25 protein-coding genes, 1 tRNA gene and 1 other annotated feature are annotated in these 22167 nt (G+C 67.2%); of the genes, 19 read left to right on the forward strand and 7 right to left on the reverse strand.

The genetic code is table 11. The features are described from left to right. From BKA15_RS25535 to BKA15_RS25545, 3 genes are read left to right on the forward strand one after another with little or no spacing between them, the layout of a single operon-like run. Positions 1-540: a PH domain-containing protein gene (locus BKA15_RS25535; RefSeq protein WP_179755624.1), complete on the forward strand. Its 540-nt coding sequence runs from the start codon at positions 1-3 to the stop codon at positions 538-540. Further along, positions 537-1316: an enoyl-CoA hydratase/isomerase family protein gene (locus BKA15_RS25540; protein ID WP_179755626.1), complete on the forward strand. Its 780-nt coding sequence runs from the start codon at positions 537-539 to the stop codon at positions 1314-1316. Before BKA15_RS25535 ends, BKA15_RS25540 begins: the two co-directional genes overlap by 4 nt. Further along, positions 1313-1768: a GtrA family protein gene (locus tag BKA15_RS25545; protein ID WP_246322424.1), complete on the forward strand. Its 456-nt coding sequence runs from the start codon at positions 1313-1315 to the stop codon at positions 1766-1768. The genes BKA15_RS25540 and BKA15_RS25545 overlap by 4 nt, the downstream gene beginning before the upstream one ends. Here the strand turns inward: BKA15_RS25545 and BKA15_RS25550 are convergent, their stop codons facing one another. Beyond that, positions 1769-2848, reverse strand: coding sequence for an aldo/keto reductase (locus BKA15_RS25550; RefSeq protein WP_179755628.1), 1080 nt, complete (start codon positions 2846-2848; stop codon positions 1769-1771). A 109-nt stretch (positions 2849-2957) separates the two neighbouring features. Here BKA15_RS25550 and BKA15_RS25555 point away from each other — a divergent pair, with 109 nt between their 5' ends. The 6 genes from BKA15_RS25555 to BKA15_RS25580 are packed head-to-tail and all read left to right on the forward strand — an operon-like array spanning position 2958 to position 7471. Next, complete coding sequence (locus BKA15_RS25555; protein WP_179755630.1) at positions 2958-3866, forward strand: LysR family transcriptional regulator; 909 nt, start codon at positions 2958-2960, stop codon at positions 3864-3866. Positions 3867-3876: 10 nt separating this feature from the next. Then, on the forward strand, positions 3877-5043 hold the full coding sequence (locus tag BKA15_RS25560; protein ID WP_312879320.1) for a 5-(carboxyamino)imidazole ribonucleotide synthase: 1167 nt from the start codon (positions 3877-3879) through the stop codon (positions 5041-5043). Next, positions 5036-5548 (forward strand): 5-(carboxyamino)imidazole ribonucleotide mutase, encoded by a 513-nt coding sequence (gene purE, locus BKA15_RS25565; RefSeq protein ID WP_179755634.1) that lies wholly within the window; start codon positions 5036-5038, stop codon positions 5546-5548. Before BKA15_RS25560 ends, purE begins: the two co-directional genes overlap by 8 nt. Further along, entirely contained in the window at positions 5545-6279 is a 735-nt protein-coding gene (locus BKA15_RS25570; protein ID WP_179755636.1) for an SDR family oxidoreductase, read from the forward strand. The genes purE and BKA15_RS25570 overlap by 4 nt, the downstream gene beginning before the upstream one ends. Continuing rightward, complete coding sequence (locus tag BKA15_RS25575) at positions 6276-7034, forward strand: EI24 domain-containing protein (protein WP_179755638.1); 759 nt, start codon at positions 6276-6278, stop codon at positions 7032-7034. Before BKA15_RS25570 ends, BKA15_RS25575 begins: the two co-directional genes overlap by 4 nt. After that, the gene (locus BKA15_RS25580; RefSeq protein ID WP_179755640.1) at positions 7031-7471 is read left to right on the forward strand and encodes a hypothetical protein; all 441 of its coding nucleotides are present in this window, start codon (positions 7031-7033) and stop codon (positions 7469-7471) included. The genes BKA15_RS25575 and BKA15_RS25580 overlap by 4 nt, the downstream gene beginning before the upstream one ends. Positions 7472-7627: 156 nt before the next feature. Here the strand turns inward: BKA15_RS25580 and BKA15_RS25585 are convergent, their stop codons facing one another. Beyond that, positions 7628-8077 carry a YdeI/OmpD-associated family protein gene (locus tag BKA15_RS25585; protein WP_179755642.1) on the reverse strand — a complete coding sequence of 150 codons (450 nt, stop codon included), beginning with the start codon at positions 8075-8077 and terminating at the stop codon, positions 7628-7630. A 136-nt stretch (positions 8078-8213) separates the two neighbouring features. On the opposite strand from BKA15_RS25585, the gene BKA15_RS25590 reads away from it, so the two are divergent. The 7 genes from BKA15_RS25590 to BKA15_RS25620 all read left to right on the forward strand — a co-directional run bounded on the left by BKA15_RS25590 (position 8214) and on the right by BKA15_RS25620 (position 11848). Next, positions 8214-9455 carry a glutamate-5-semialdehyde dehydrogenase gene (locus BKA15_RS25590; RefSeq protein WP_179755644.1) on the forward strand — a complete coding sequence of 414 codons (1242 nt, stop codon included), beginning with the start codon at positions 8214-8216 and terminating at the stop codon, positions 9453-9455. A gap of 40 nt (positions 9456-9495) precedes the next feature. Continuing rightward, the gene (locus BKA15_RS25595; protein ID WP_179755646.1) at positions 9496-9642 is read left to right on the forward strand and encodes a hypothetical protein; all 147 of its coding nucleotides are present in this window, start codon (positions 9496-9498) and stop codon (positions 9640-9642) included. A 7-nt stretch (positions 9643-9649) separates the two neighbouring features. Beyond that, entirely contained in the window at positions 9650-10324 is a 675-nt protein-coding gene (nadD, locus tag BKA15_RS25600) for a nicotinate-nucleotide adenylyltransferase (RefSeq protein ID WP_376766815.1), read from the forward strand. Then, on the forward strand, positions 10321-10689 hold the full coding sequence (gene rsfS, locus BKA15_RS25605; protein ID WP_179755648.1) for a ribosome silencing factor: 369 nt from the start codon (positions 10321-10323) through the stop codon (positions 10687-10689). Before nadD ends, rsfS begins: the two co-directional genes overlap by 4 nt. 28 nt (positions 10690-10717) lie before the next feature. Further along, positions 10718-11371, forward strand: coding sequence for a histidine phosphatase family protein (locus BKA15_RS25610; RefSeq protein WP_179755650.1), 654 nt, complete (start codon positions 10718-10720; stop codon positions 11369-11371). Between the two features lie 85 nt (positions 11372-11456). Continuing rightward, a tRNA-Ala gene (locus BKA15_RS25615) sits at positions 11457-11529 on the forward strand. 67 nt (positions 11530-11596) lie between these two features. Next, entirely contained in the window at positions 11597-11848 is a 252-nt protein-coding gene (locus BKA15_RS25620) for a hypothetical protein (protein ID WP_179755652.1), read from the forward strand. 37 nt (positions 11849-11885) lie between these two features. Here BKA15_RS25620 and BKA15_RS25625 read toward each other — a convergent pair. After that, positions 11886-13129, reverse strand: a protein-coding gene (locus BKA15_RS25625) for an IS3 family transposase (RefSeq protein WP_179747618.1) whose coding sequence is annotated in 2 segments (ribosomal slippage) — positions 11886-12841 and positions 12841-13129 — 1245 coding nt in all. Because the reading frame shifts where the segments join, the coding sequence is not laid out codon by codon here. Then, positions 12714-12842 (reverse strand) — a sequence feature (AL1L pseudoknot). Its footprint overlaps the gene before it by 129 nt. Positions 13130-13510: 381 nt before the next feature. On the opposite strand from BKA15_RS25625, the gene BKA15_RS25630 reads away from it, so the two are divergent. Together BKA15_RS25630 and BKA15_RS25635 are read left to right on the forward strand one after the other, a co-directional pair. Beyond that, positions 13511-14266: a hypothetical protein gene (locus BKA15_RS25630; RefSeq protein WP_179755654.1), complete on the forward strand. Its 756-nt coding sequence runs from the start codon at positions 13511-13513 to the stop codon at positions 14264-14266. A gap of 112 nt (positions 14267-14378) precedes the next feature. After that, entirely contained in the window at positions 14379-15116 is a 738-nt protein-coding gene (locus tag BKA15_RS25635; RefSeq protein ID WP_179755656.1) for a hypothetical protein, read from the forward strand. 17 nt (positions 15117-15133) lie between these two features. On the opposite strand, the gene BKA15_RS25640 is transcribed toward BKA15_RS25635, so the two are convergent. From BKA15_RS25640 to BKA15_RS25655, 4 genes are all read right to left on the reverse strand, one after another. Then, positions 15134-16516, reverse strand: coding sequence for a hypothetical protein (locus BKA15_RS25640; protein ID WP_179755659.1), 1383 nt, complete (start codon positions 16514-16516; stop codon positions 15134-15136). Positions 16517-17183: 667 nt separating this feature from the next. Continuing rightward, positions 17184-18788: a recombinase family protein gene (locus tag BKA15_RS25645; RefSeq protein ID WP_179755661.1), complete on the reverse strand. Its 1605-nt coding sequence runs from the start codon at positions 18786-18788 to the stop codon at positions 17184-17186. A gap of 60 nt (positions 18789-18848) precedes the next feature. Further along, on the reverse strand, positions 18849-19751 hold the full coding sequence (locus BKA15_RS25650; protein ID WP_179755663.1) for a nucleotidyl transferase AbiEii/AbiGii toxin family protein: 903 nt from the start codon (positions 19749-19751) through the stop codon (positions 18849-18851). Next, positions 19748-20338, reverse strand: coding sequence for a type IV toxin-antitoxin system AbiEi family antitoxin domain-containing protein (locus BKA15_RS25655; protein ID WP_179755665.1), 591 nt, complete (start codon positions 20336-20338; stop codon positions 19748-19750). Before BKA15_RS25655 ends, BKA15_RS25650 begins: the two co-directional genes overlap by 4 nt. A gap of 269 nt (positions 20339-20607) precedes the next feature. Here BKA15_RS25655 and BKA15_RS25660 point away from each other — a divergent pair, with 269 nt between their 5' ends. Continuing rightward, entirely contained in the window at positions 20608-22062 is a 1455-nt protein-coding gene (locus tag BKA15_RS25660) for a hypothetical protein (protein ID WP_179755667.1), read from the forward strand. Positions 22063-22167: the final 105 nt, after the last annotated feature.

Consider the following 22167-nt stretch of genomic DNA (forward strand, 5'->3'; position numbering starts at 1 on the left):
ATGGGATTACCGGCCAAGCTGCTGGGCGCCGACGAACACGTCGTGCTGCACATGCGGACCCATGGAAAAGCACTGATCCTGCCCGCGCTCGCCCTGGTGCTGTGCGGTGCCCTGATCGGAGTCGGGCTCGCCCTGATCCCCGTGGACTACCGGCCGGTCGGGCAGTACTTCATCGTCGGCATCGGGCTGGTCCTGATCTTCTGGTGGTCGCTGATTCCGTTCCTGAACTGGCTGACCCGGACCTACACGGTCACCAATCGCCGGCTGATCACTCGCTGGGGCATCCTGAACAAGATCGGCAAGGACCTGCCGCTGATCAGGATCAACGACGTCTCGTACGAGCGCAGTCTGCTGGACCGGATCCTCGGTTGCGGCACCCTCAACATCCAGACCGCCGCCGACGCCGGGCCGATCGTGCTGGACGACGTGCCGGACGTCGAGCGGGTGCACGTCGTGATGACCGAGCTGCTGTTCGGCACCGGAGGCCACGAGCAGGGCAGCCTGCCGGCCGAGCCGCCGGACCGGGACTCGGACACGTGACGCAGCCGGTGGAGACCCGGCCGGCCGCCGAGCACGTCACCGAGTTGATCTTGAACCGGGCCGAGGCGCTGAACGCGATCTCCACCGCGCTGGCCGAATCGATCACCACGGCCTGCGCCGCCGTGTCCCAAGGCGCCGCGACGGACGTCGTCGTGATCACCAGTGCATCGGAGAAGGCGTTCAGTGTCGGCGCGGATCTCAAGGAACGGGCCGGTTTCAGCGATGATCAACTCGGTCGTCAACGGCCGGTGCTGCGAGCCGCCTTCGCTGCCGTACGGGAGCTGCCGATGCCGGTGATCGCCGTCGTGGAGGGGTACGCGCTCGGCGGCGGCTGCGAGCTGGCCCTGGCCGCCGACGTGATCATCGCCGGGGCGGACGCCACGTTCGGGCTGCCGGAGACGTCGGTCGGGCTGGTGCCGGGTGGCGGCGGCACCCAGGCCCTGCCGCGCCGGGTCGGCCCGGCCCGGGCGGCCGAGTTGATCTTCACCGGCCGGCGGGTGCCGGCCGACGAGGCGGGCCGGATCGGGCTGGCCGACCGGGTGGTCCCGGCCGGCACGGCGCGGGCGGCGGCCCTTGAGTTGGCGGCGTCGATCGCGAGCAACTCACCGCTCGCCGTACGCGCCGCCAAGAAGGCCCTCCGCGACGGCGCCGACCGGCCCTGGTCCGAGGCGCTCGAGGTCGAGGACCGGGCCTGGCGGGCCGCGGCGTTCTCGGCCGACCGGCGTGAGGGCATCGCCGCTTTCGTGGAGAAGCGGCGACCGGAGTGGGTCCGATGACGTCCGGGACGGCCAACATGTCGGAGCCCGCAGACCGGCCGGAGCCGATGCCTCTGGGCACCCAGCTGTTCCGGTTCGTCGCGACCGGCGGGCTGTCCGCGATCGTCGACTTCGGCTCCTGGACCCTGCTCACCCTGCTCGGTGTGAACGTCTCGCTGGCCAAGGCGGTCGGCTTCCTGCTCGGCACCACGACCGCCTACCTGATCAACCGGCGCTGGACCTTCAAGGCGACCCACTCGGCCCGCCGGTTCGTCGCCGTCTTCGTGCTCTACCTGGTGACGTTCTTCCTCAACACCGGCCTGACCCTGCTCGTGTTCTGGGCCCTGCAGCGCTACGGCCCGCCGGAGCTGCCGCAGATCGGGGCCCAGGTGATCGCCTTCGTGATCGGCCAGGGCGCCGCGACCACGGTCAACTTCCTGGTCCAGCGCCTGTTGATCTTCCGCATCCGGTGATCACGACGGCCACCACGGGCTGCGGTCCCGGATCCGCTGCTGGCCACGACTGACCAGGCCCCGATAGTTCCTGCCCGGATACCACGGCATGCCGGCCAGCTCCGCGAAACCGTCCAGCTCGGAGAGCTCCGCGACCAGCCGACGTCGCTGCTCCGGGTCCGGCAACGGCCCCCGCAGCGCGCGAAGATTCTCGGTCAGGTGATCGGGATTCGACGTCGCCGGCAGCACCGCGGTCACCGCCGGATGGGCGATCACCCACTTCAGGTACAGCTCGGGCCAGCTGGTGATCCCGAGCTCTGCGGCGAAGCCCGGCAGCGGCTTGCCCTCCGTGATCGCGGGCAGGCGACCCTTCTCCAGCGGCATGTTGACGAAGACCGCGGTACCCCGATCGGCGGCCGCCCCGAGCACCCGTTCCTCGGCGATCCGGGTGTGCACCGAGTAGTGCACCTGGATCGCGTCCAGATCGCCGGTCTCGATCCACCGGACCAGGAGGTCGAAGTAGGCCGGATCGTGGTGGGTCACGGACAGGTGCCGGATCCGTCCCTCGGCCTTCCACGCGTGCAGGAGCGGAACGATCACGTCCACGTTGACCAGGTTGTGGCAGGCCACGATGTCCAGCGGTCGGTCCCGGGTCAGCCGTTCCATCGACCGCCGCAGGCTGGCCTCGGCGTGGCTGTCGTCCCAGAGGAAGTCGCCGGTGGACCAGATCTTGTTCATGAGGAAGGCCCGGTCGGCGACCCCGCGGAGGAAGCGGCCGAGATTGACCTCCGCGCGCCCGTACAGCGGAGAGGTGTCGATCACCCGTCCGCCGCCACGCCAGAAGCGACGGGTCACCTCCTCGATCCGCCGCGTGTCGTCGCCGGGGAGCGAATCGAAAGTCATGAACGTGCCCAGCCCGACCGCCGGCACCTGCTGACCGGTGCGTGGGAACGGGCGGAGGATCGGCCGGGCTTGATCATTCGGCCCGGCGGCGGCCGGCGGCGCGGTGACGAGATCGGTGGCGATCAGACCGGCGACGGTGAGGCCGCCGGCGCCGAGCACGGCGCGTCGGGACGGGTGCTGATCTGCGTTGTCGATCATGGAGGGATTCCTTCTGTGGTTGGGGTCTGCGCCTGGAACAACGGCCGGCGCCGACGGTGCGACTCCCACGTCGCCAGACCCGGTTGGTCGGTCCGGATACCCTGCGGGTATGTCGGTGGAGTTGCGCCTGATGCAGTACGTGATCGCGGTCGCCGAAGAGGGCAGCTTCCAGCGCGCCGCCGTCCGGCTGCACATGGCCCAGCCGCCGCTCAGCCGCCAGATCCAAGCCCTGGAACGCGAATTGGGGGTACGGCTGTTCGAACGCCGACCGACCCGGGTGACGGAGGCGGGTCAGGTGTTCGTCGACCTGGCCCGGGGCGTGCTGGCGGCGGCGGACCGTACGGTTCGACTGACCCGGCGAGCCGCCGGACCTGCCACGGTGCGGGTCGGCTACGGGCCGACGGTCGGTCATGCGGAGCTGCCGACCTTGATCACCGCCGTCGCCGATCGCGCGCCCGACCTGATCTTGACCACGCGGGATGGCTGGGACCACGCGCTGGTCGACGCGCTCCGCTCGGGCGAGCTGGACGTCCTGCTGGGCCGCCACCTGCCGGTGCCGGACGGCTTCACGGCCGAGGTGCTGCGGCGCGAGCCGTATGTGGTCTGCCTGCCGGCCGGATCGCCGTGGGCGGCGAGCACGGCCCCGCTCGCCCTCGCCGCGCTGCGCGGGGAGCCGTTCCGGTTCCTGGATCGAGACCTCGCACCCGACTACCACGATGCCGTGCTCGCGGTGCTGCGCCGAGCCGGCGAGTTCGAGATCCAGCGCACACCCCTACCCGGCCTGCGCAATCCGCTGGCCGTCGGTGACGGCGGTTTCATGCTGCTGCCGCGGTCGGTCGCGACCCGACTGCCCGGTGCCGTGGTCCGCGCGATCACGGACCCGCTGCCGCCAGTGGACCTGAAGCTGATCCGTCCGGTCCGCCCGGATGGTGCCGTCACCGCGTTTCTCCGGATCGCCCGGTCCGTCGCGGTCGACGCCGGCTGGCTGCCGACTGAGCCGGCAGCGGTCGCCCAGTAGGCTGACCGGCGTGTCAGAGCGAGCCTCGTCCACGCGGTCATTTGTTGTCGGGATCATCGGCGGCGGCCAGTTGGCCCGGATGATGCACGCGGCCTCGGTCGGGCTCGGGATCCGGGTCCGGCTGCTGGCCGAGGGCCCCGACGTGTCGGCCGCCCAGGTCGTCGGCGACGTGACGGTCGGCGACTACACCGACCCGGAGACCGTACGCAACTTCGCCGCGGGCTGCGACGTGATCACGTTCGACCACGAGCACGTACCGACCGGGCTGCTGCGCGAACTCGAAGCGGCCGGGGTCCAGGTCCGGCCCGGGCCGGCGGCGTTGATCCACGCGCAGGACAAGGCGATCATGCGGGAACGGCTGACCGCCGCCGGGATCCCGTGCCCGATCAACCGGGTGGTCGCCGACCCGGCCGCACTGCAGGCGTTCGGCGACGAGCACGGCTGGCCGGTGATCGCGAAGACGTCCCGCGGCGGCTACGACGGCAAGGGCGTCTGGAAGATCGACACCGCCGCCGAGGTCGGCATCCCGTTCGAGAACCTGGGGGACGGGATCCAGATCGTCGCCGAGGAGTACGTCGCGTTCACCCGGGAGCTCAGCGCCCTGGCCGTGCGCTCGCCGTCCGGGCAGGCGGTCGCGTACCCGATCTCGGAATCCGTGCAGCGGGACGGGATCTGCGTCGAGACCGTCACCCCGGCGCCGGGGCTCACCGAGCAGCAGGCGATCGACTGCCAGCGGCTCGCGCTGACCGTGGCCGCCGAGCTCGAGGTGGTCGGGCTGCTCGCGGTCGAGCTGATGCAGCGCGACGACGGTTCGGTCGTCGTCAACGAGCTCGCGATGCGGCCGCACAACACCGGCCACTGGACCATCGACGGTTCGCACACGTCGCAGTTCGAGAACCACTTGCGGGCCGTGCTCGACCTGCCGCTCGGCGATCCGACGACCCGGTCGCCGTGGACCGTGATGACGAACGTCCTGGGCGGCACCGTCGAGGATCTTCCGTCGGCGCTGCTGCACTGCTTCGCCCGCGATCGTCGGCTCCGGGTCCAGCTGTACGGCAAGGACGTCAAGCCGGGCCGCAAGGTCGGTCATGTGACCACCTACGGTGATGATCTTGCCGACGTACGGAAGCGATCCCGGCACGCCGCCGGTTATCTGATGGGAGACCCGGATGCCTGAAACCCCACCCAGGGTGGGAATCCTGATGGGTTCGGACTCGGACTGGCCCGTGATGCGGGCGGCCGCTGAGGCGGTCGCCGAGTTCGATGTCGCGTACGAGGCGGACGTCGTGTCGGCGCACCGGATGGTCGACGCGATGATCGACTACGGCCGGACCGCGCACATCCGCGGCATCGAGGTGATCATCGCGGGCGCCGGCGGGGCGGCCCATCTGCCCGGCATGCTCGCGTCCCTGACGCCGCTGCCCGTGGTCGGGGTGCCGGTGCCGCTGAAATACCTGGACGGGATGGATTCCCTGCTGTCGATCGTGCAGATGCCGGCCGGGGTCCCGGTGGCGACGGTGTCCATCGGGAACGCCCGCAACGCCGGGTTGCTCGCGGTCCGGATCCTGGCCGCCGGCGATCCCGTACTGACCGAGAAGATGATCACGTTCCAAGATCAACTCCGGGCGGCCTCCGAGGCGAAGGGGGAACGGGTCAGGTCCGACCAGGTGGGCCAACCGTGACCGGCCCGGTCCTGATCACCGGCGGCAGCCGCGGCATCGGCGCGGCGACCGCCCGCCGGCTCGCCGCGGACGGCCGCGACGTCGTGATCACGTACGCCAGCCGGGCAGCCGACGCCGATCAGGTGATCACCGACTGCCGGGCCGCCGGCGTCACCGCGCACGCCCGCCAGGTCGAACTGACCCGGCCCGGCGCGGTGGACGAGTTGTTCGGTTGGCTCGATGCCGAGGTCGGCCCGATCGGTGCCCTGGTCAACAACGCCGGCGTGGTGTCGCCGGGTGCGCCGGTGGCCGACTACGACAGCGAACGGGTCCGCCGGGTGATGGAGATCAACGTCGTCGGCGCGTTCGCGATGGCGACCGCGGCCGCCCGCCGGATGGCCCATGATCATGGTGGCGCAGGCGGGGTGATCGTCAACGTGTCGTCCCGGGCCGCGGTGCGCGGTGGTGCGTTCGAGTACGTCGACTACGCCGCCAGCAAGGCCGCGATCGACGCACTGACCACCGGACTCGGCCTGGAACTGGCCCGGCAGGGTGTCCGGGTGGCCGGTGTGCGGCCGGGCGTGATCGACACCGAGATCCATGCGCCCGGCCGGCTGGAACGGGTGGCGCCGGAGATCCCGCTGGGCCGGGCCGGCACCGCCGAGGAGATCGCCGCCGCGATCGCCTGGCTGCTCAGCGACGACGCCTCGTACGTCACCGGAACGACGATCGATGTGGGAGGCGGCCGATGATCTCCGAGGTCCTCACCGGGGCCGGCCTGCTCGGCCGTGGCGCCAAGATCATTCTAAAGCGGCCGAAGCTGTTCCTGCTCGGCGCGTTGCCGGCCGTGATCACGTCGGTGATCTTCCTGATCCTGTTGATCGTCCTGCTGTTCCGGGTGGACGAGATCGTCCTCTGGCTGTCCCCGTTCGCCGACGGCTGGGACGCCGGCTGGGCGATGACGGTGCGGATCCTGATGGGGGTCGCGTTGATCGCCGGCTCGATCCTGCTGATGGTGATCAGCTTCAGCGCGCTCACCCTGGCCCTCGGCGCGCCGCTCTACGACCAGATCTCCGAGGCCGTCGACGCCTCTGAAGGGGACGCGCCGCCGCCGCGGGAGGAACCGCTCGGCACCCAGATCGGACGAGCCGTCCGCCAGGCGATCGCGCTGATCCTGGTCTCGCTCGTCGGCGCGATAGTCCTGTTCGCGATCGGCCTGGTCCCGGTCGTCGGCAACGTCGTCGGCGCGGTGCTGTCGGCGCTGTTCGGCGGCTGGATGCTGGCCACGGAACTGATCGGCTCGGCCTGCGAACGGCGCGGCATCATCACCCTGGCCGGCCGCCGCGCCGCGATGCGGACCGCGCGAGCCAAGGTGTTCGGGCTCGGCGTGCCGACCTTCCTGCTGCTGTCAGTGCCGCTGGTCGCGATCGTCGTCTTCCCGATCGCGACCGCCGCCGGCACCCTGCTCGCCCGCGAACTGCTGCCGGCCGAGGAGAAGCTCCGGTGATCACCGTCTTCCTCGACCGCGACTCGGTCGCGATGGGCGACGACATCGATCCGCACGTCGTCGCCTGGCAGTTCGACGACGGCGCGACGCCCGGCGACGTACTGGTCCGGGCCCTGGCCGAGCACTACCTCGCCAACGTTGCGGGAGAGGTCGCCTGGGCCTACGAGGTGGGCACCTTCACCCTGGACCGCTACCCGGACTTCATCGCCCCGCGGGCCCAGCAGACCGTCACGGCGGCCGCCGTGCTGCAGCCCGGGCCCGGCCGGTGGGCGGCCCTCCCGCTGCGCCGCCGGGTCCTCGAGCAGCCCTTCCTGGACCGGCCGGACTGGGCCGCCGGCGACCGCGAGTTCGCGGTCAACTTCCACTATGCGAGCGAGGGACAGGTGCTGGACCTGCCGTCCCTGACGAGCAGGCTGCGCCCGAACCGACACAGCTGAGCCGGGTTCCCGACGGATCGCGGCCGTCGTGGCCGAGGTGCGGGCGCCAGGTCACTGAGCGGACCACTTGACCTCAACTTTCGGCGAGTTCTGCCGGTCAAGCGGTCCGTTCGGTGATGTGGAGCCTGCGATGGTGATGCGACACCGCGTGAGCCGTCAGCGGGCGCGGCCCTCGGCGAGCATCGCGACCGAGGTGGCGACCCGCTTGGCCCGGGTCTCGGGCTTCTTGGCCCCGGTCACCTGGAGCACGTGCCAGCTCTGCTTGCTGTACGACAGCGAGTCGAAGAACTCCTTCGCGGCGGGCTGCTCGGCCAGCGCGGCGGCGAGGTCGTCGGGCACCTCCACCGTCCGCTCGGCGGTGTCCAATTCCACCTCGACATCCAGCACGTCGCCGGCCGCGACCCCGGCCTCGGCCCGCCGCTCGGCACTGACCCCGAGCAGGAACCGGCCGCCCATCCGGGCGATCGAGGTACGGAACTCGTACCCCTGGAGCCGGACCAGCACCTTCGGATGCCGGCCGCCGCCGAGCCCGTCGACGATCTCCTCGGGGACTTCGAAGCCGGCGGTGTTCTTGCCCGAGGCCTCGAGCGCTGCACGGAACTTCATGTCGGGGTGCCTCCTGTGGTCGTCGTGGTACCGGTATCGACCGGCGCCGGGTGGTGGAATCAGCGGCCCGGCCGCGGATCGGACGACTAGATTGTTGCGGGTCAGATCACGAAGAGCAGCGGAGGAGAACACGGCGATGACCGTCCGTGAACAGGCGTTGCGGGCCCGCGAGGCCTCGCGCACGCTGGGGTCGGCGATCCGGTCGGCGAAGGACGCGGGGCTGCAGTCGATGGCCGACGCCCTGCTCAAGGCCGAGACGGTGATCCTCGAGGCCAACGCGGCCGACGTCCGGCGAGCCGAGGATGCCGGTACCGGTGCGGCCCTGATCGACCGGCTGCGGCTCACCCCGGACCGGATCGCCGGCATGGCCGACGGCCTGCGGGCGCTGGCCGACCTGCCCGACCCGGTCGGCGACGTGGTCCGCGGCTGGACCAACCCCAACGGTGTCCAGGTCCGGCAGGTTCGGGTGCCGTTCGGCGTGGTCGGGATCATCTACGAGGCGCGGCCCAACGTCACCGCCGACGCCGCCGGCATCTGCCTGAAGTCCGGTAATGCGGTGCTGCTGCGCGGCTCGTCCAGCGCCGCCGACTCCAACGCCGCGATCGTCACGGCGCTGCGGGCCGGCCTGGCCGAGGCGGAGCTGCCGGAAGACTCCGTTCAGCTGATCCCCGGTCCGCGTGAGGTGACCGGCGAGCTGATGGCGGCCCGCGGCCTGGTCGACGTCCTGATCCCGCGCGGCGGCGCCGGCCTGATCGAGACCGTGGTGACCCAGAGCCAGGTGCCGGTGATCGAGACCGGCACCGGCAACTGCCACCTCTACGTCGACCGGTCGGCCGACCATGATCAGGCGATCCGGATCATGATCAACGCCAAGGCGCAGCGGCCCAGCGTCTGCAATGCGCTGGAAACCCTGCTGGTGCACGCCGACGTCGCGGATTCCTTTGTGCCGAAGGCCTTGCAGGCCCTGGCCGAGGCGGGCGTCACCGTGCACGGCGATGATCGTTTCGCGTCGTACGGTGATCAGGTGGTGCCGGTGACCGAGACCGACTACGCCGAGGAGTTCCTGTCCCTCGACCTCGCCGCGGCCGTGGTCGACTCGCTGGACGACGCACTGGCCCACATCCGGCGGTACAGCTCCGGGCACAGCGAGACGATCGTCACCGACTCGCAGGCGGCGGCGAACCGGTTCGTGGCCGAGGTCGACGCGGCGGCGGTGCTGGTCAATGCGTCCAGCCGGTTCGTCGACGGCGGTGAGTTCGGGTTCGGCGCCGAGATCGGGATCTCCACCCAGAAGCTGCACGCGCGCGGGCCGATGGGGCTGCCCGAGATGACGTCCACGAAGTACGTAGTGACGGGCGCGGGGCAGGTCCGCGGGTAACGATGCACGGAGCCGTCGCCGGCACCGGTAGAGTTCCCCCATGCTGTTTGGGTTGACCGCGCTGGAGACCGAGGTCCACACGGAGTTGCCGATCCCGGCCTGGGGCTTCGGTGTGCTCGCCTTCGTCTTTCTCATAGTGCTGCTGCTGATCACGCTGTCCATCGGCAAGGGCCGAAGGCACAGCTGATCCTGTCGTGTCGGAGAACCATCGGTCGACCGGACTGGCTCGCGATCCCGGCGAGCCGAACGGTCGGCACTACCGGCTCGGGGTGATGGGCGGCACGTTCGACCCGATCCACCACGGCCACCTCGTCGCGGCCAGCGAGGTCGCCGCCCGGTTCGGCCTGGACGAGGTGGTCTTCGTCCCGACCGGCCAGCCGTGGCAGAAGGCCGACCGGGACGTGTCCGGAGCCGAGGACCGCTACCTGATGACGGTGATCGCGACCGCGTCCAATCCGAGGTTCACGGTCAGCCGGGTCGACGTCGAGCGGCCCGGAATGACGTACACGGTGGACACACTGAAGGACCTGCGCGCCGAACGTGGCGACGACGTCGACCTGTACTTCATCACCGGTGCGGACGCGATGGCCCAGATCCTCACCTGGCGGGGCGTCGACGAACTGTTCGAGCTGGCGCACTTCGTGGCCTGTAACCGGCCCGGCGTCGAGCTCGACCCGGCGATCACCGGAGGGTTGCCGAAGGACCGGGTCAGCATGGTGTCGATCCCGGCGCTGGCGATCTCGTCCACCGACTGCCGGTCGCGCGTCGCCGACGGCGAACCGATCTGGTACCTGGTGCCCGACGGCATCGTGCAATACATCCAGAAACGCGGGCTCTACCGAGAGCCCGCGCAGGAGAGGCGAGAATGACTGCAACCGACCGAGCGATCGAGCTGACCCGCGCCGCGGCGCAGGCCGCCGTCGACAAGCTCGGCACCGACCTGATCGCCTACGACGTGTCGGACCAGTTGGCGATCACGGACGTGTTCCTCGTCGTCACGGCCAGCAACGAGCGGCAGGTAGGCTCGGTCGTCGACGGCGTCGAGGAAGCCCTGCGCGACCTGGACGCCAAGCCGGTCCGGCGGGAAGGCGACCGGCAGCAGCGTTGGGTGCTGCTCGACTACCTCGACCTCGTGGTGCACGTCCAGCACACCGAGGAGCGCCAGTTCTACGCGCTGGAACGACTCTGGCGGGACTGCCCGGAGATCGACCTGGACATCGACGAGCGACGCTGAACGTACGCGACACAGAGGGGGAAGCTTCATGACCGCGAGCCGGATGATCATCTGGCGACACGGCCGGACCGAGTGGAACGCCACCGGGTTGATGCAGGGTCAGGAGGACATCCCGCTCGACGAGCTGGGGCAACTGCAGGCCAAGACCGCGGCCCGGCTGATCGCGACCTACAACCCGACCTCCCTGTACGCCAGCGACCTGTCCCGGACCCGGCAGACCGCCGAGGCGCTGGTCGAAGTCTCCGGCCTGAAGATCAACTTCGAGCCGCGGCTGCGCGAGATCCACGTCGGCAGCTGGGCCGGCCTCAGTCATGATCAACTGGCCGAGATCGACGCCGAAGCTGTGATCAAGATCAAGTCCGGCGAGGACGTACGGCGCTCGGCGACCGGAGAGGACCACCGCGAGGTGGCCGACCGGGTCGTCCAGGCGTACACCGAGATCACCGAGTCCGAACCCGACGGCTCGATCGTCGTCTGCGCCATGCACGGCCTCTCCGGTCGACTCGGCATCGCCGCCTTCCTCGGGCTTCCCGAAGAGCATTGGAACCTGCTCCGAGGGATGGACAACTGCGCCTGGGCGATCCTTGATCGTCAGCCCCTCGGCTGGCGGCTGACCGGCTACAACCTGACCGGCCTGACCGACGTCCCGGACCCCGTCGCCCCCTTGGATCCCAAGTCGTGACCTGATTTCGCCTCCGCGGGGTCGGCACGCTAGTATTTCCGAGTTCTCACGGCCCGGCGGGTCGGGCCGAGGGAGCCAACCACGAGGGGCTATGGCGCAGTTGGTAGCGCGTCTCCATGGCATGGAGAAGGTCAGGGGTTCGAATCCCCTTAGCTCCACGTAAGAATCGAAAATCGAACCCTGCCCTTGGTCATGATCGGGCAGGGTTCTTTCGGTTCCTGAGCTTTGACCGCGGCTCGGCGCGGCGTCGAGAATCGTGGCGACGGGTTCGGCTGGGGTGACGGTGACGTTCTCCTCATCGTCGACGACAATCCTGCTGAAGAGTGCCCGGTTGAGCATGCGGCGTTCGGCTGGTCGACTCTTTCGGTAGAGGTCGGAGAGGTCGTGGAGCAGGTCGAGGATGGCATCGAGGCCGTCGCGGGCGCGGTCGTAGGCGGTGCTGAGTGTTTCGAGTCGACTGGTGGCAGCCTGCAGTGAACCGCCCCGGGTTTTCCGGACGCTTCGGGTTGTGTCTCTACCCGGTCGGGCTGAGACGGTTTCTTGCAGCGTAGTACGCGGTTTCGACCTCGATGGGTGTGAGGTCGTCGATGGCTTCGTGGGTGCGTTCGTGGTTGAACCAGTGGACCCAGTGCAGGGTCTCGATCTCGACATGATCAACATTGCGCCAAGGCCCGCAGCGTCGGATCATTTCGCTCTTGTAGAGGCCGATCTGGGACTCGGCGAGGGCGTTGTCGTAGGCGTCGCCCACTGAACCGACGGAGGGGTCGACGCCGGCCTCGATCAGCCTGCTGGTGAAGGCGAACGAGGTGTATTGGGAGCCGGCGTCGGTGTGGTGGACCAGGCCGGTGAGGTCGGTGATCCCGGCTTGATGGCGGGTCCAGAGCGCGTGTTCGAGGGTGTCCAGGACGAGTTCGGTGGTCATGGTGGTGGCGGCTCGCCAGCCGACGATCATCCGGGAGTAGACGTCGATGATGAACGCGACGTAGACGGTGCCGGCCCAGGTCGGCACGTAGGTGAAGTCGGCGACCCAGAGCCGGTTCGGCGCCGGCGCGGTGAAGTCCCGGTCGACCAGATCAGCCGCTCGGGCTTGCTTGGGGTCGGCGATCGTGGTTCGCACCTGCTTGCCCCTGAGTGCGCCGTGCCAGCCGTTTTGTGCCATCAACCGCTCGACCGTGCACCGGGCCACGTCGTGGCCCTGTCGGCGCAGATACAGCCACAGCTTCCGAGCACCGAACCCGTCGACGAACCGCTGCTGCCGGGCGGTCTTGATCAACTCGACGATCTCGGTGTCTCGTAACGCCCGCCGAGATGGCGGCCGGTTACGGGCCTCGTAGTAGGTGGACGGGGCGATCTTGATCCCGTGCTCGGTCAGCACGCGACAGATCGGCTCGACCCCGAACCGGTCCCGGTGTTCGTCGATGAACACGATCAGTACCTGGGTGGGCGGTCGAGCTCCGCCGCGAAGAAAGCCGACGCGCTCTTGAGGATCTCGTTCGCTCGGCGCAACTCGGCGTTCTCCTTCTTCAACGCCTTGATCTCAGCGATTTCCTCGCTGGTCTTGCCCGGCCGCTGACCATGATCAACTTCGGCCCGGCGGACCCACTTCCGGACGGTCTCGGCCGACCCGATCCCGAGCTGGTCCGCGATCGTGCGGATCGCTTCGAACTCGGACGGGTAAGCGCCGCGCTCCAGCGCCTCAGCGACCAGCCGGACCGCACGCTCCCGCACCTCGCGGGGATACTTCGACGGACGTGCCATGACTTCATCCTCCAACTAATGAAGCCTCCCGACACCCCGGGGCGGTTCACTCCGGGCCGGCGGTCCGAGGGCCACACGGCAGCCCAGCCTTTCCATCAGGAGCCGGAGCTTGCTTGTCATCGCGAACCTGAACCCACATCTACGTCCGACGACCGCGAGTGCGCCGTCCACCACCAATCATCGAAATGGCGCCCGAACTCTGCCAGAATTGGTGCGCTGTCGGGACATGGGGAGGTTCGGGTGGATCGGCCAGAGGCTCGTCGACCGGGCGGCTTGTTCATGGCGGTTGCCGGCAAGGCGCGTCCACGCCGGGTCGCGCTGGCGGAGTATGAGAGAAGTGTCGCCGAGCTGCGGAGACGGTGTAGGCCAGCCTTATGGCCGTTGATCGCGCCGAAGGTCGAGGACCAGTATCGATGGCGCGTCGAGTTGAGTTGTGGATGCGTTCACGAGATCTACACGAGAGGTAAGGATTCCTTTCCTGACGATCGCCCGGTCATCGATCCGGTGACAAACCAGGAACTGCCGGAAGGCGAGTCCTGGTGTATGGCCGACCATCGGACTCCGTCGCCGTATCGGATGATCGTTGAGTGGACGAGCCGGGAAGTCAAGGAGCTTCCTCCCGATCCGGAGGAGCCCCAGCACGGCCTCGATCAGGCTACTTGGTCCAAGATCCGCTGTGCTGAGCCTCGTTCGCGGGCGTACTGGCGAGTCAAGCTTGCGTGTGGTCACGTCCATGACTCCGTGATTACCGATGCGGACTGGCGGCCTGAGCAGGGCCCCGAGCTGGTCACGGCCGAGCGTGCTGCGGAGATGCGCAGCGAGCTCGAGAAGCTGTGGGAGCTCGACGGCGACTTGACAGCTTCTGATGAGAATGAGCGGGATCACTGGCGCAGGATGATCGACTTGCGCTGGCCGCAGCCGAGTCCGGAGGTGGCCTGTTACACGTGCAGGCACGCTTATCGAGTCACCGGATACCAGCGAGTCGGTTGGCTCATTCCACGAACGAGGCCTGCGGCAGTTCCGAAGTCACCAAAGTCACCCGATCGGCGGAGAATCGAGGCGCAGTTGAGCAAGATCGAGGCAGAAGCAGAATCCCTGCGTAAGCGCCTGCGAGAGCTAGACAATGGCGCCGGCTGACGACACTGATCAGCCGAACCCTGGCGAGATTTGGGGATACCGTGCCCGCAGCGTCGACCGACTGGTCCCGGTCCGCGTGGTGCGTCATGGGACGAAGAGGCCAGCGAGGGTGTTGATCAACTTCGTCGATCCGGCCATGGAAGGCAAGGCGGAGTGGGTGCCGCCAGGACGGTTGAAGGTGCCCTGGGACCAGGCCGAGAGTTTCCATGCCCGCGAGGCAAGGTGGAATGCTGTCCTTGCCGAGTCGCCCCACGACAACGATCTGCCCGAGGTCGTCGCGGCCAACACAGTCTTTGAGCAGGTCGTTGACTACGAGGTCGCCGATATCGACTGGCGTGAGAGCTATCTGAGAATCGATGATCTTGATCGCCTTTGTGGCCTTTCAGGCTTGCCGCGAAATCTGTTCACGTCAGATCCTCTCGGCTTCCAGGCGGGCGGCACGCTCATCGTGACCTGGCAGATTGCGCTCAAGACTGCCCAAGCGCTGGCGAAACGCCATGCGGGGCCGCTGCTTGAGCATGTCGAGCAGGAAGAACGGGACTACCTTCGAGAGTCGATCCATGGCAGCTATCACCATGGCCGAGGAGGTCGCACAATGATCTCACCGGAGATAATTCGTGAGGTTGACCAGAAGTATCGGCCGGCGCGAAATCTGGTGCGGGAGTGGTGTGGTGTCGAGGCGGTCTCTCGATGGGAGGAGCTTGCTGCACTACGGGCCGAGATTAGGCGAGTCGGTGACATCGCCGAGGAAGCAATTCAACGGCTCGGCAAGCTGGGCCACGCTGACGATGCCGAGGATCTGGCAGCGAAGCTGGGGCAGACCCTCGGAACTCTCCGCACGCGCGACTAGCCGGACGTCGTAACTGATCACTCGGGTGGATGCAGCGCGGTCAATCCTTCAGGCATGTATTTGTTGAGTTCCCAGTAGGAGATCCGGTCGGGGGTCACGTACCTGAGCGCGCCGGGGTGGAGTGTCGGGTCGATCCGGTCCGCCTCGGCTCTGATCCACCTGATCCATTCGAGAGCAGCTTCTTGCTCGGACCCAGGATCCATTGTCCGGGTTCCGATCTCGACTGCCGCGGCATATGAACGCAGCTGGAGGGCCCGGAGGTGGGCACCGATCTGCTTCTCGAGCTGGGCACGGTTCTGATCATCGATGTATTCCTGGCGGGCTTTTGGGACTGACTCTTCCCACAGTTTGCGGCGTTCGCTCTTTTCGCGTTCGGCACGTTCCCGGTCCGCCTTCCATTGGGCAGCCAGATCCTCGACTTCTCGGATGATCCGTGGCAAACGGCTCTCGAGGGTCCACCGTTTCCGGTCTGCCCACAGTGGCTTGATTCGCCAACGGACTTCGAAATCGATGCAGATGGCGAGCCTTCCGCTCCAGTCCCAGGTGGTGACGGGTTGGGCGCGTTGCCAGTCGTACTTCAGTTCTGCGACCGCCTCCGGGGAAATCTTGCTGACCTTTTCCTTCTCTTCCCACATGACAACCGGAACTCTGTCCTCGCCGATGATGACCTCGACACCGGTTCCCTCCGAACGTGGCTGTACCCGGTACCCGCGGTCTATGCACTCTGCGATCAGGGCTTGCATGATGAGGAGCGCCCGGTCTCGGGTCGCGCTGGAGACCTCTATCAAGTTCGGGTGCTGGACTAGATGTCGGATGGTCGGCTGGCTCAGGTCGATTGAGGTGGGCACGGCGATCGGTGGGTCGGGCTCGACTTGGGGCTGCCTATCCACAAGGCGGATGACAAGATTCCCGGAATTGCGGCCGCTGTAGGTCAGGCGTTTTCCATCCGGAAGATCATCAACGCTCGTCCTGGCCAACGCACTGCGATATGACGCTCGGGTCTGATCGTCGGGATCCTGAACGACCAGCACGCCGTCTGCCTCAAGGAGTTGATCGATCAGGCCAGAGCTACTGATCGCCCTTTTGCTTTTGCCTGTTTCGCTGGTGCCTGCGCCGGCAGATGGATCCGTGTTGCGTCGACCACGGCGTGCATGACCTCGTCCGGTGTTGCGACGCGCACCTTTGGTGCGCGGGGGCACCTCCTGCGCCCCGGCTCGCACGCGCCGACCGAGATCAGTGATCTCCGCGGTCCAGGACGAACCGTGTCCGCGGACCTTCACCAGGCCGTGCGCCTGCAGCACCTTCGCCGTCGCCCGGTGGGTGAAGTCCGGCCACGGCCTTACCGGCGTGCCATCGGCGATCCACGCGAGGATCTCGCGTTGTCGATCGGTCAGGGGCATCACAGCAAGATGTATATCCAACAAAGCGGGGTAGTTCAGCGATAGGCCGTTCTTCGATGTTTCGGCAGACCGGGCTCGGCCGAAGGCCCCGCATGCTCCGGCTCGCCGATGGCGGAAGTGAGCTCCTGGGCTCTGCAAACCTGTCCTGAGGGGACCCTCGAGCCCAGATCCGGATGCCTAGCCTTGCGAGGACCCGGTAATCGGCGTCAGAGATTGCAGCTATCGCTCTCGTCCCTGTGGGTCGCGGAGGGCGACATCGGCACGAAGGAGATGCGTTCGGACCGTGGTGGCGTCGAATCCCAACACTGCACCGATCCGCGCCAGTGATTGGCCGCGGAGATACCGATCCTTCATCTCCCAGACCTGGGCCTCGGAAGGTCCTTGCCGACGCAGCCTGACTCCGCGGTCCTGCAGGCATCTTGAAAGCCGCTCGCGGCTAATCCCAAGACGACCAGCGATCGAACGCAGCGTCTCGCCGGCAGCGTACCTGGCCGCCGCGTCCGAAAGCATCCCCTCACTCGGTCGCATCACCGTGCATCTAGCGACGGCCCCTGAATCTGCGTCTGGCAAGGGACGTTGCCGAATCTGATCCCGCATCCTCACGACCCGCAGGAGGGCCGGGGCAGGGTATGAACATTGTCGCGCTAGGTCCACTGGAATGTTCTTATCAAAAGTCTGTCTCGGTTGAGGATTCGTTGTCGGGGCTGACGAGTTCTCGGTAAGGATCATTGAGTTCGACACGGATCTGGTCAGGTTCGTAGCCGATGAGCACACGCTCGAAGACGGCGCGGTTCAGCTGTTTGCGGATGGGCTCGGTGGCGCGCTCGTAGGTTGTGTGCACGTCCTGCAGCAGATCAAGCGCATCGCGTGTCTGACGCTCGATCGTCGCGTGGTCGGTCTCGATCGTCGCGCGCTCCCGGTTGATGCGGGCATGCTCGATCTTGAGTCGGCGTTGTTCTGCGAGGAAGAGGTCGCGAGGGATTGCGTCGCTGTAGTAGGCGTCGAGCAGTTTGCCGCGGTTGGCTTCGAGGGTCCGGCCCTGCTTGATCAGATTGTGCAGCCGTTCGGCCTTGGCGGCTTTCTGGTGGTGGAGGCCGGCCACCGCTACCTGCTCGATGCGGTCGCGCAGTTCTGCAGTGAGAGTGAGGTTGCGGTAGCTGTCGGCGACTCGTTGCTCGACATCGGCGATGGGTAGCGCCCTGCGCTGTGGGCAGTCGAAGTTGCCGCGGCGGTGGCAGACGAAGTATTCGTAGACGCGGCCGCTGCGGGTGCGGGTGTGTTGCACTATCAGCCGGCGGCCGCACTTGATGCAATAGACGGTGCCTTTGAGGTAGTGGTCGTGGGTTCGGCTGCGTTCGCCGTTGCGGTGCGCGGTCAGGATGTCCTGGACAGCCGCCCAAGTCACGGGATCGATCAGAGGCTCATGCTGCTCAGGACTTTCGACACCGTTGAAGGTCACGACGCCCTTGTAGTAGGGGTTCCGGAGGAGGTGGTGCACGCTGCGCAGCGTGAGCGGTCGGGCTGCCGTGTTGGGCCCTGGCCGGGTGGTCAGGCCGCGGGTGTTGAGTTCGTCTGCGAGCTGGGTAATGCTCCACTGACCGGTTGCGTAGGTATTGAAGGCCCAGGTGATGTGTGGGCCGCGTTCCGAGTCGACGCAGACGGTACGGATCTCACGTCCGTCACCTTCGTGGTGGCGCTGATTGAGGTATCCCAGCGGCGCACGGCCCGGGGTGCCTCCCTGGTTTGCCTTCTGTCGCATCCCTTTCATCACCTCAGTGGCGAGGTTGTGGGAGTAGAACTCCGCGATCGAGGCCATGATCCCATGCAGGAGGCGGCCGCCCGGGGTTGTGTTGATCGGCTCGGCGGTGGAGACCAGCCGGGCGCCTGTTCCCGTGATCAGGTTGGTGATGGCCGAGTCGTCGGCTCGGTTACGGGCGAGCCGGTCGATCTTGTGAACGATGACGAAGTCCACGGGCCGGGTTTGGAGGTAGGCAAGCATCTGCCGTAGTTCGGGTCGCTCCATCGACCTGCCGGAGCGGCCTCGCTCGATGAACTCGGCCACGACGAGCGCTCCGAGTTCCAGTGCCCGGTGCCGGTTCGCTTCGCGCTGCGCCGGGATGGAGAGGCCGTCGGGATCCGACCCGCGCTGCGCCTGGCTGACGGTTGGACGCGGACGTAGGAGACCGCGCGCAGCGGGGAAATCGCATGATCGAAATCCGAAGGAACCATGCCTCAACGCTTGGAAGCGGCCACCTGTTCCGAGGATGATCAATGGCGATCAGACGCCGGGATGGTTGGATCGAGCATCTTCCATCGGCCCATGTGCGCCCGGTCAATGTCGCCATCGGAGCTCCTGCGGCAGCCACATCGCCGTGGGTGGTCGCGCTTCGATGAGTTGATCGGCGAAGGCAGCGACTGTTTCGACGAGTGTGCTGAACACTTGGGGCAGGTGCTCGCCGTCGGCTCCGAGCGATGCTCGGTACGCGACATAGGCCTGGTGCCGCAGGTTGGCCAGCTCATCGATGACTTCCGATAGCGGTTGGAGTGATGTGCCGCGGAATTCCGCGGTGGCCAGCAGTGCCTCGTGTACGGCGGCGTGGTGAAGCTGTTGTTTGCTGATGAGGGTGTAGATGTCGGCGTAGTCACGCACTCTGGTGTTCGCGTCGCCGAGGGTGATGGCGGTGGTGATCTTCTCGGCGAGGACGGTCTCGATCGGATAGCCGAGGATCCGGATCGGAGCAGTCTCTGGACGCAGTGTTGGCAGGTTGATCATTTGTGGAGCCGGGGTGACCGGATCGCCGAAGTTGACATCGATCCGAAAACGAACGGTGGCGGTTGCGAGCCTGGCGTCCATGGTGACGCGAAGGCCTGCGTAGAGCGCTTCGTCTCGGATCGTGTGCGCGGTGACGGTGTCGGTGCGGAACTCGACGCCATCGTTGTCGGGAAGGCTAGCGATCTCGAGGATGCGTTCGATGACGGTGGCTTCGTCGTTAGCCATGTCACGGGCGAGTGCGTCCGCATCGGCGGTGGGTCGGCGAGCGTCGAAGGTCGCGAGGAGCATTCCTCCCTTGAGCACGAACTGCTCGGTGTGGGCGGATTTGCTGAGCCGGGCGAGCCATCGTTCGACGATGTAGAGGGTCAGGAGTTCCTGGGTGTTGCGGTGTTCCCGGCGGGCGCGGTTCTGCAGATCGAGGTAGGCGCGTCCGGCTTCTGTTTCGCGGGTGACTCTGGTCATTCGGCGCTCGCAATGTCGATGGCTAGACGGACGGGCTGTCGAACATCGAGCGTTGTCGCCATCCGCAGCAGCAGCCCGGGTTGTGCGTCGCGGCGACGGAGGTAACGGCGGAGTGCGGCGTGAGCCAACGGTTCGCCCAGGCGATGTCGCAGTCGCATCAGGTCGACGACAGTTCGCGTGGGGTCATAGATCCGCACCGACTCGTCGGGTGCGGCTTCGACCGTTGTCAGGCCGAGTTCGAAGGTGTCGGTGCCGAACCGGAACACCTCGACGGCGGGGTAGGCGATTCGTGGCGGCCGGTCCGCGGTCGTCACCGCAATCTGCACTCGGGGCGGTATGACGTCGGTCAAGTCGTAGACCGCTGCCGCGGACACACAGCACACGATGGCACGGGGCGCCCGGTAGGCGACAGCGAGCAGGTCCGGATAGCTCGCAGGCGGCGCGTCCGCGCGGCGGAACACCCCTCGGGACAACTCGATGACGGCGCCACTGTCCCGCGCCCTGTAGAGATCGCGGGGATGCACGCCACGTGCAAGCGCGGTTGCCGTGGTGAATGTGTCGGGCAGTCTGTCCGATGTCGCGATCATGGATAGAAGTGTCGCACGAATGAAGCATCCGTGTAACACTTCTATCGCATCGATCCGGGTATGAAGGTCATGGGTTCACTATGACTACTCCCGGCTTCAGTCCGACGGTGACGTAGTCGCCTTGTCTGGCGACGTCAGATGTCAGTGGTCGCTGTCAGACTTGAGTCGATTCCTTGGGTCGAGGCCAAGCGGGAGGTTCTGGTGATCAACGTCCTCCTGGGCACGTCCCCAACCGTCGAAGAGGGTCAAGGGCGACGGTTTTGAGGAACATGTCCGATTCAGGAGGCGCCGAGCGGTCGTTCGTGCGCCGGCTGAGGGTTCTTGCACACCTCCAGCCGTTGCTCGATATCGAGCACGACAAGAACCGGGCGGCCCGCGCGGGTGGGGCGAACCGCTCCTGGGATGCCTACGACATGCGGCTGCTTCAGGTCTCCGCCTTCGACGCCATTGCGGCGGAGTACGGTCTGCATCCCGAAGGCGGTGTTCCACGGATGTCTGTGGAGGCTGCGATCCGGGCGCAGGCGGCGCAATCCGCGCCGGGGCGGACGTCGGCTGAGCATGCCGAGGTCGCGACATGGCTCATCGATCGCCTGCTGAACGTGGGGTATGCCGCTCGTGGGTTCGACGTGCCCTGGATCAACCCGGCCGACTACACTCGAGCGGACTTGCGCGTCGTGGCCCTCTACGAGACTTTGACGTCCGATGGCGAGGTCCGACTGCATGCGGACGAAGCTGCTCTCAATCTGACCCTGGCCGGTCTTGATTTGGATCTCGAGGACCGGCAGATCGCCGCGGAGGCGGTGCTGCGCGCGCAGATCGAGTCCGGCCGGTGGTTGCAGGCGGAACAGTCCGCCGCGATGACTCAGCGGATGGCCGTGGAGTACCGCAATCGGCTTGACCGGTATCTCCGATCGGTCGAGCGCGATCTGCGTGACATCGACTGGGAGGCCGATGCCGAGACCGTGATCGAGGACGCCCTGGCCCACCTCGAAGGGCGGGTCCGAGCCCTCCATCAATTGTCGGACCATGCGACCCAGTTGGCCGAGGACGTCGATCCGGCGTCCCGGACCCAGGCGGCCTCGGTCGTCCGGCTTGTCGGCGACACGCTGCAACACCTGCTCGCTCTGCAACGGCACATCCTGGCAGCGCGATCGCGCTTCCGTGCCGCTCAGGTCGCCCAGGGATTCGCGATCTCACTCGCCGTCGGAAGGGTTCACCTGCACGACGATGTGTTCAAGCCGCTGCTCTCGATGCCACCCGATCAGCTCGCGGACCTGGCGCCGGCACTGGTCACACTGTCCGCCGGAGCGACCGCACCCAGGGTGCCGTCGCTGGCGGTGCTGGCCAACGTCCTTCTCGCCCGGCCCCGCGAGCGGGAGGAAGCCTTCGTCGGCGTGGACCTCGGCGATCTCGAGGAGATCGGGAATCCGTTCGAGAGGTTCGACGACGACACCTGGGCCAAGGCCCGATCGATGATGGCACAGCTCGGGCCGGAACCGATTCCACTGTCGGCCCTCGTGTGCGGCGCGGACGACGACGTAGCGCTACTCGTAGCGCTGTGTTCGATGCGGTGCTGGGGCGAGCGAGGCTCGTCGGAGACCCGCGACCCCATGCTGGTCGGCATCGTCGCGATCGAGAGTGGCATTGATCTGAGTCTCGACCGGTTCACGGTTCCGGATCTGCTGCTGTCCCGCTTGTCAGGAGGTGCAGATGCGGCCAGATGATTTCGCGGACGCGAACAGGCTCCTCAGGTTCTCCATCGACGGGACCAGCCGCCCGGGCTCGGATCTCGCCCATCGGGCGTTGCTGGAGCGCTTCCGGACCGACCC

This window comes from Microlunatus parietis, assembly GCF_013407955.1.
Taxonomy (GTDB): Bacteria; Actinomycetota; Actinomycetes; order Propionibacteriales; family Propionibacteriaceae; genus Microlunatus; species Microlunatus parietis.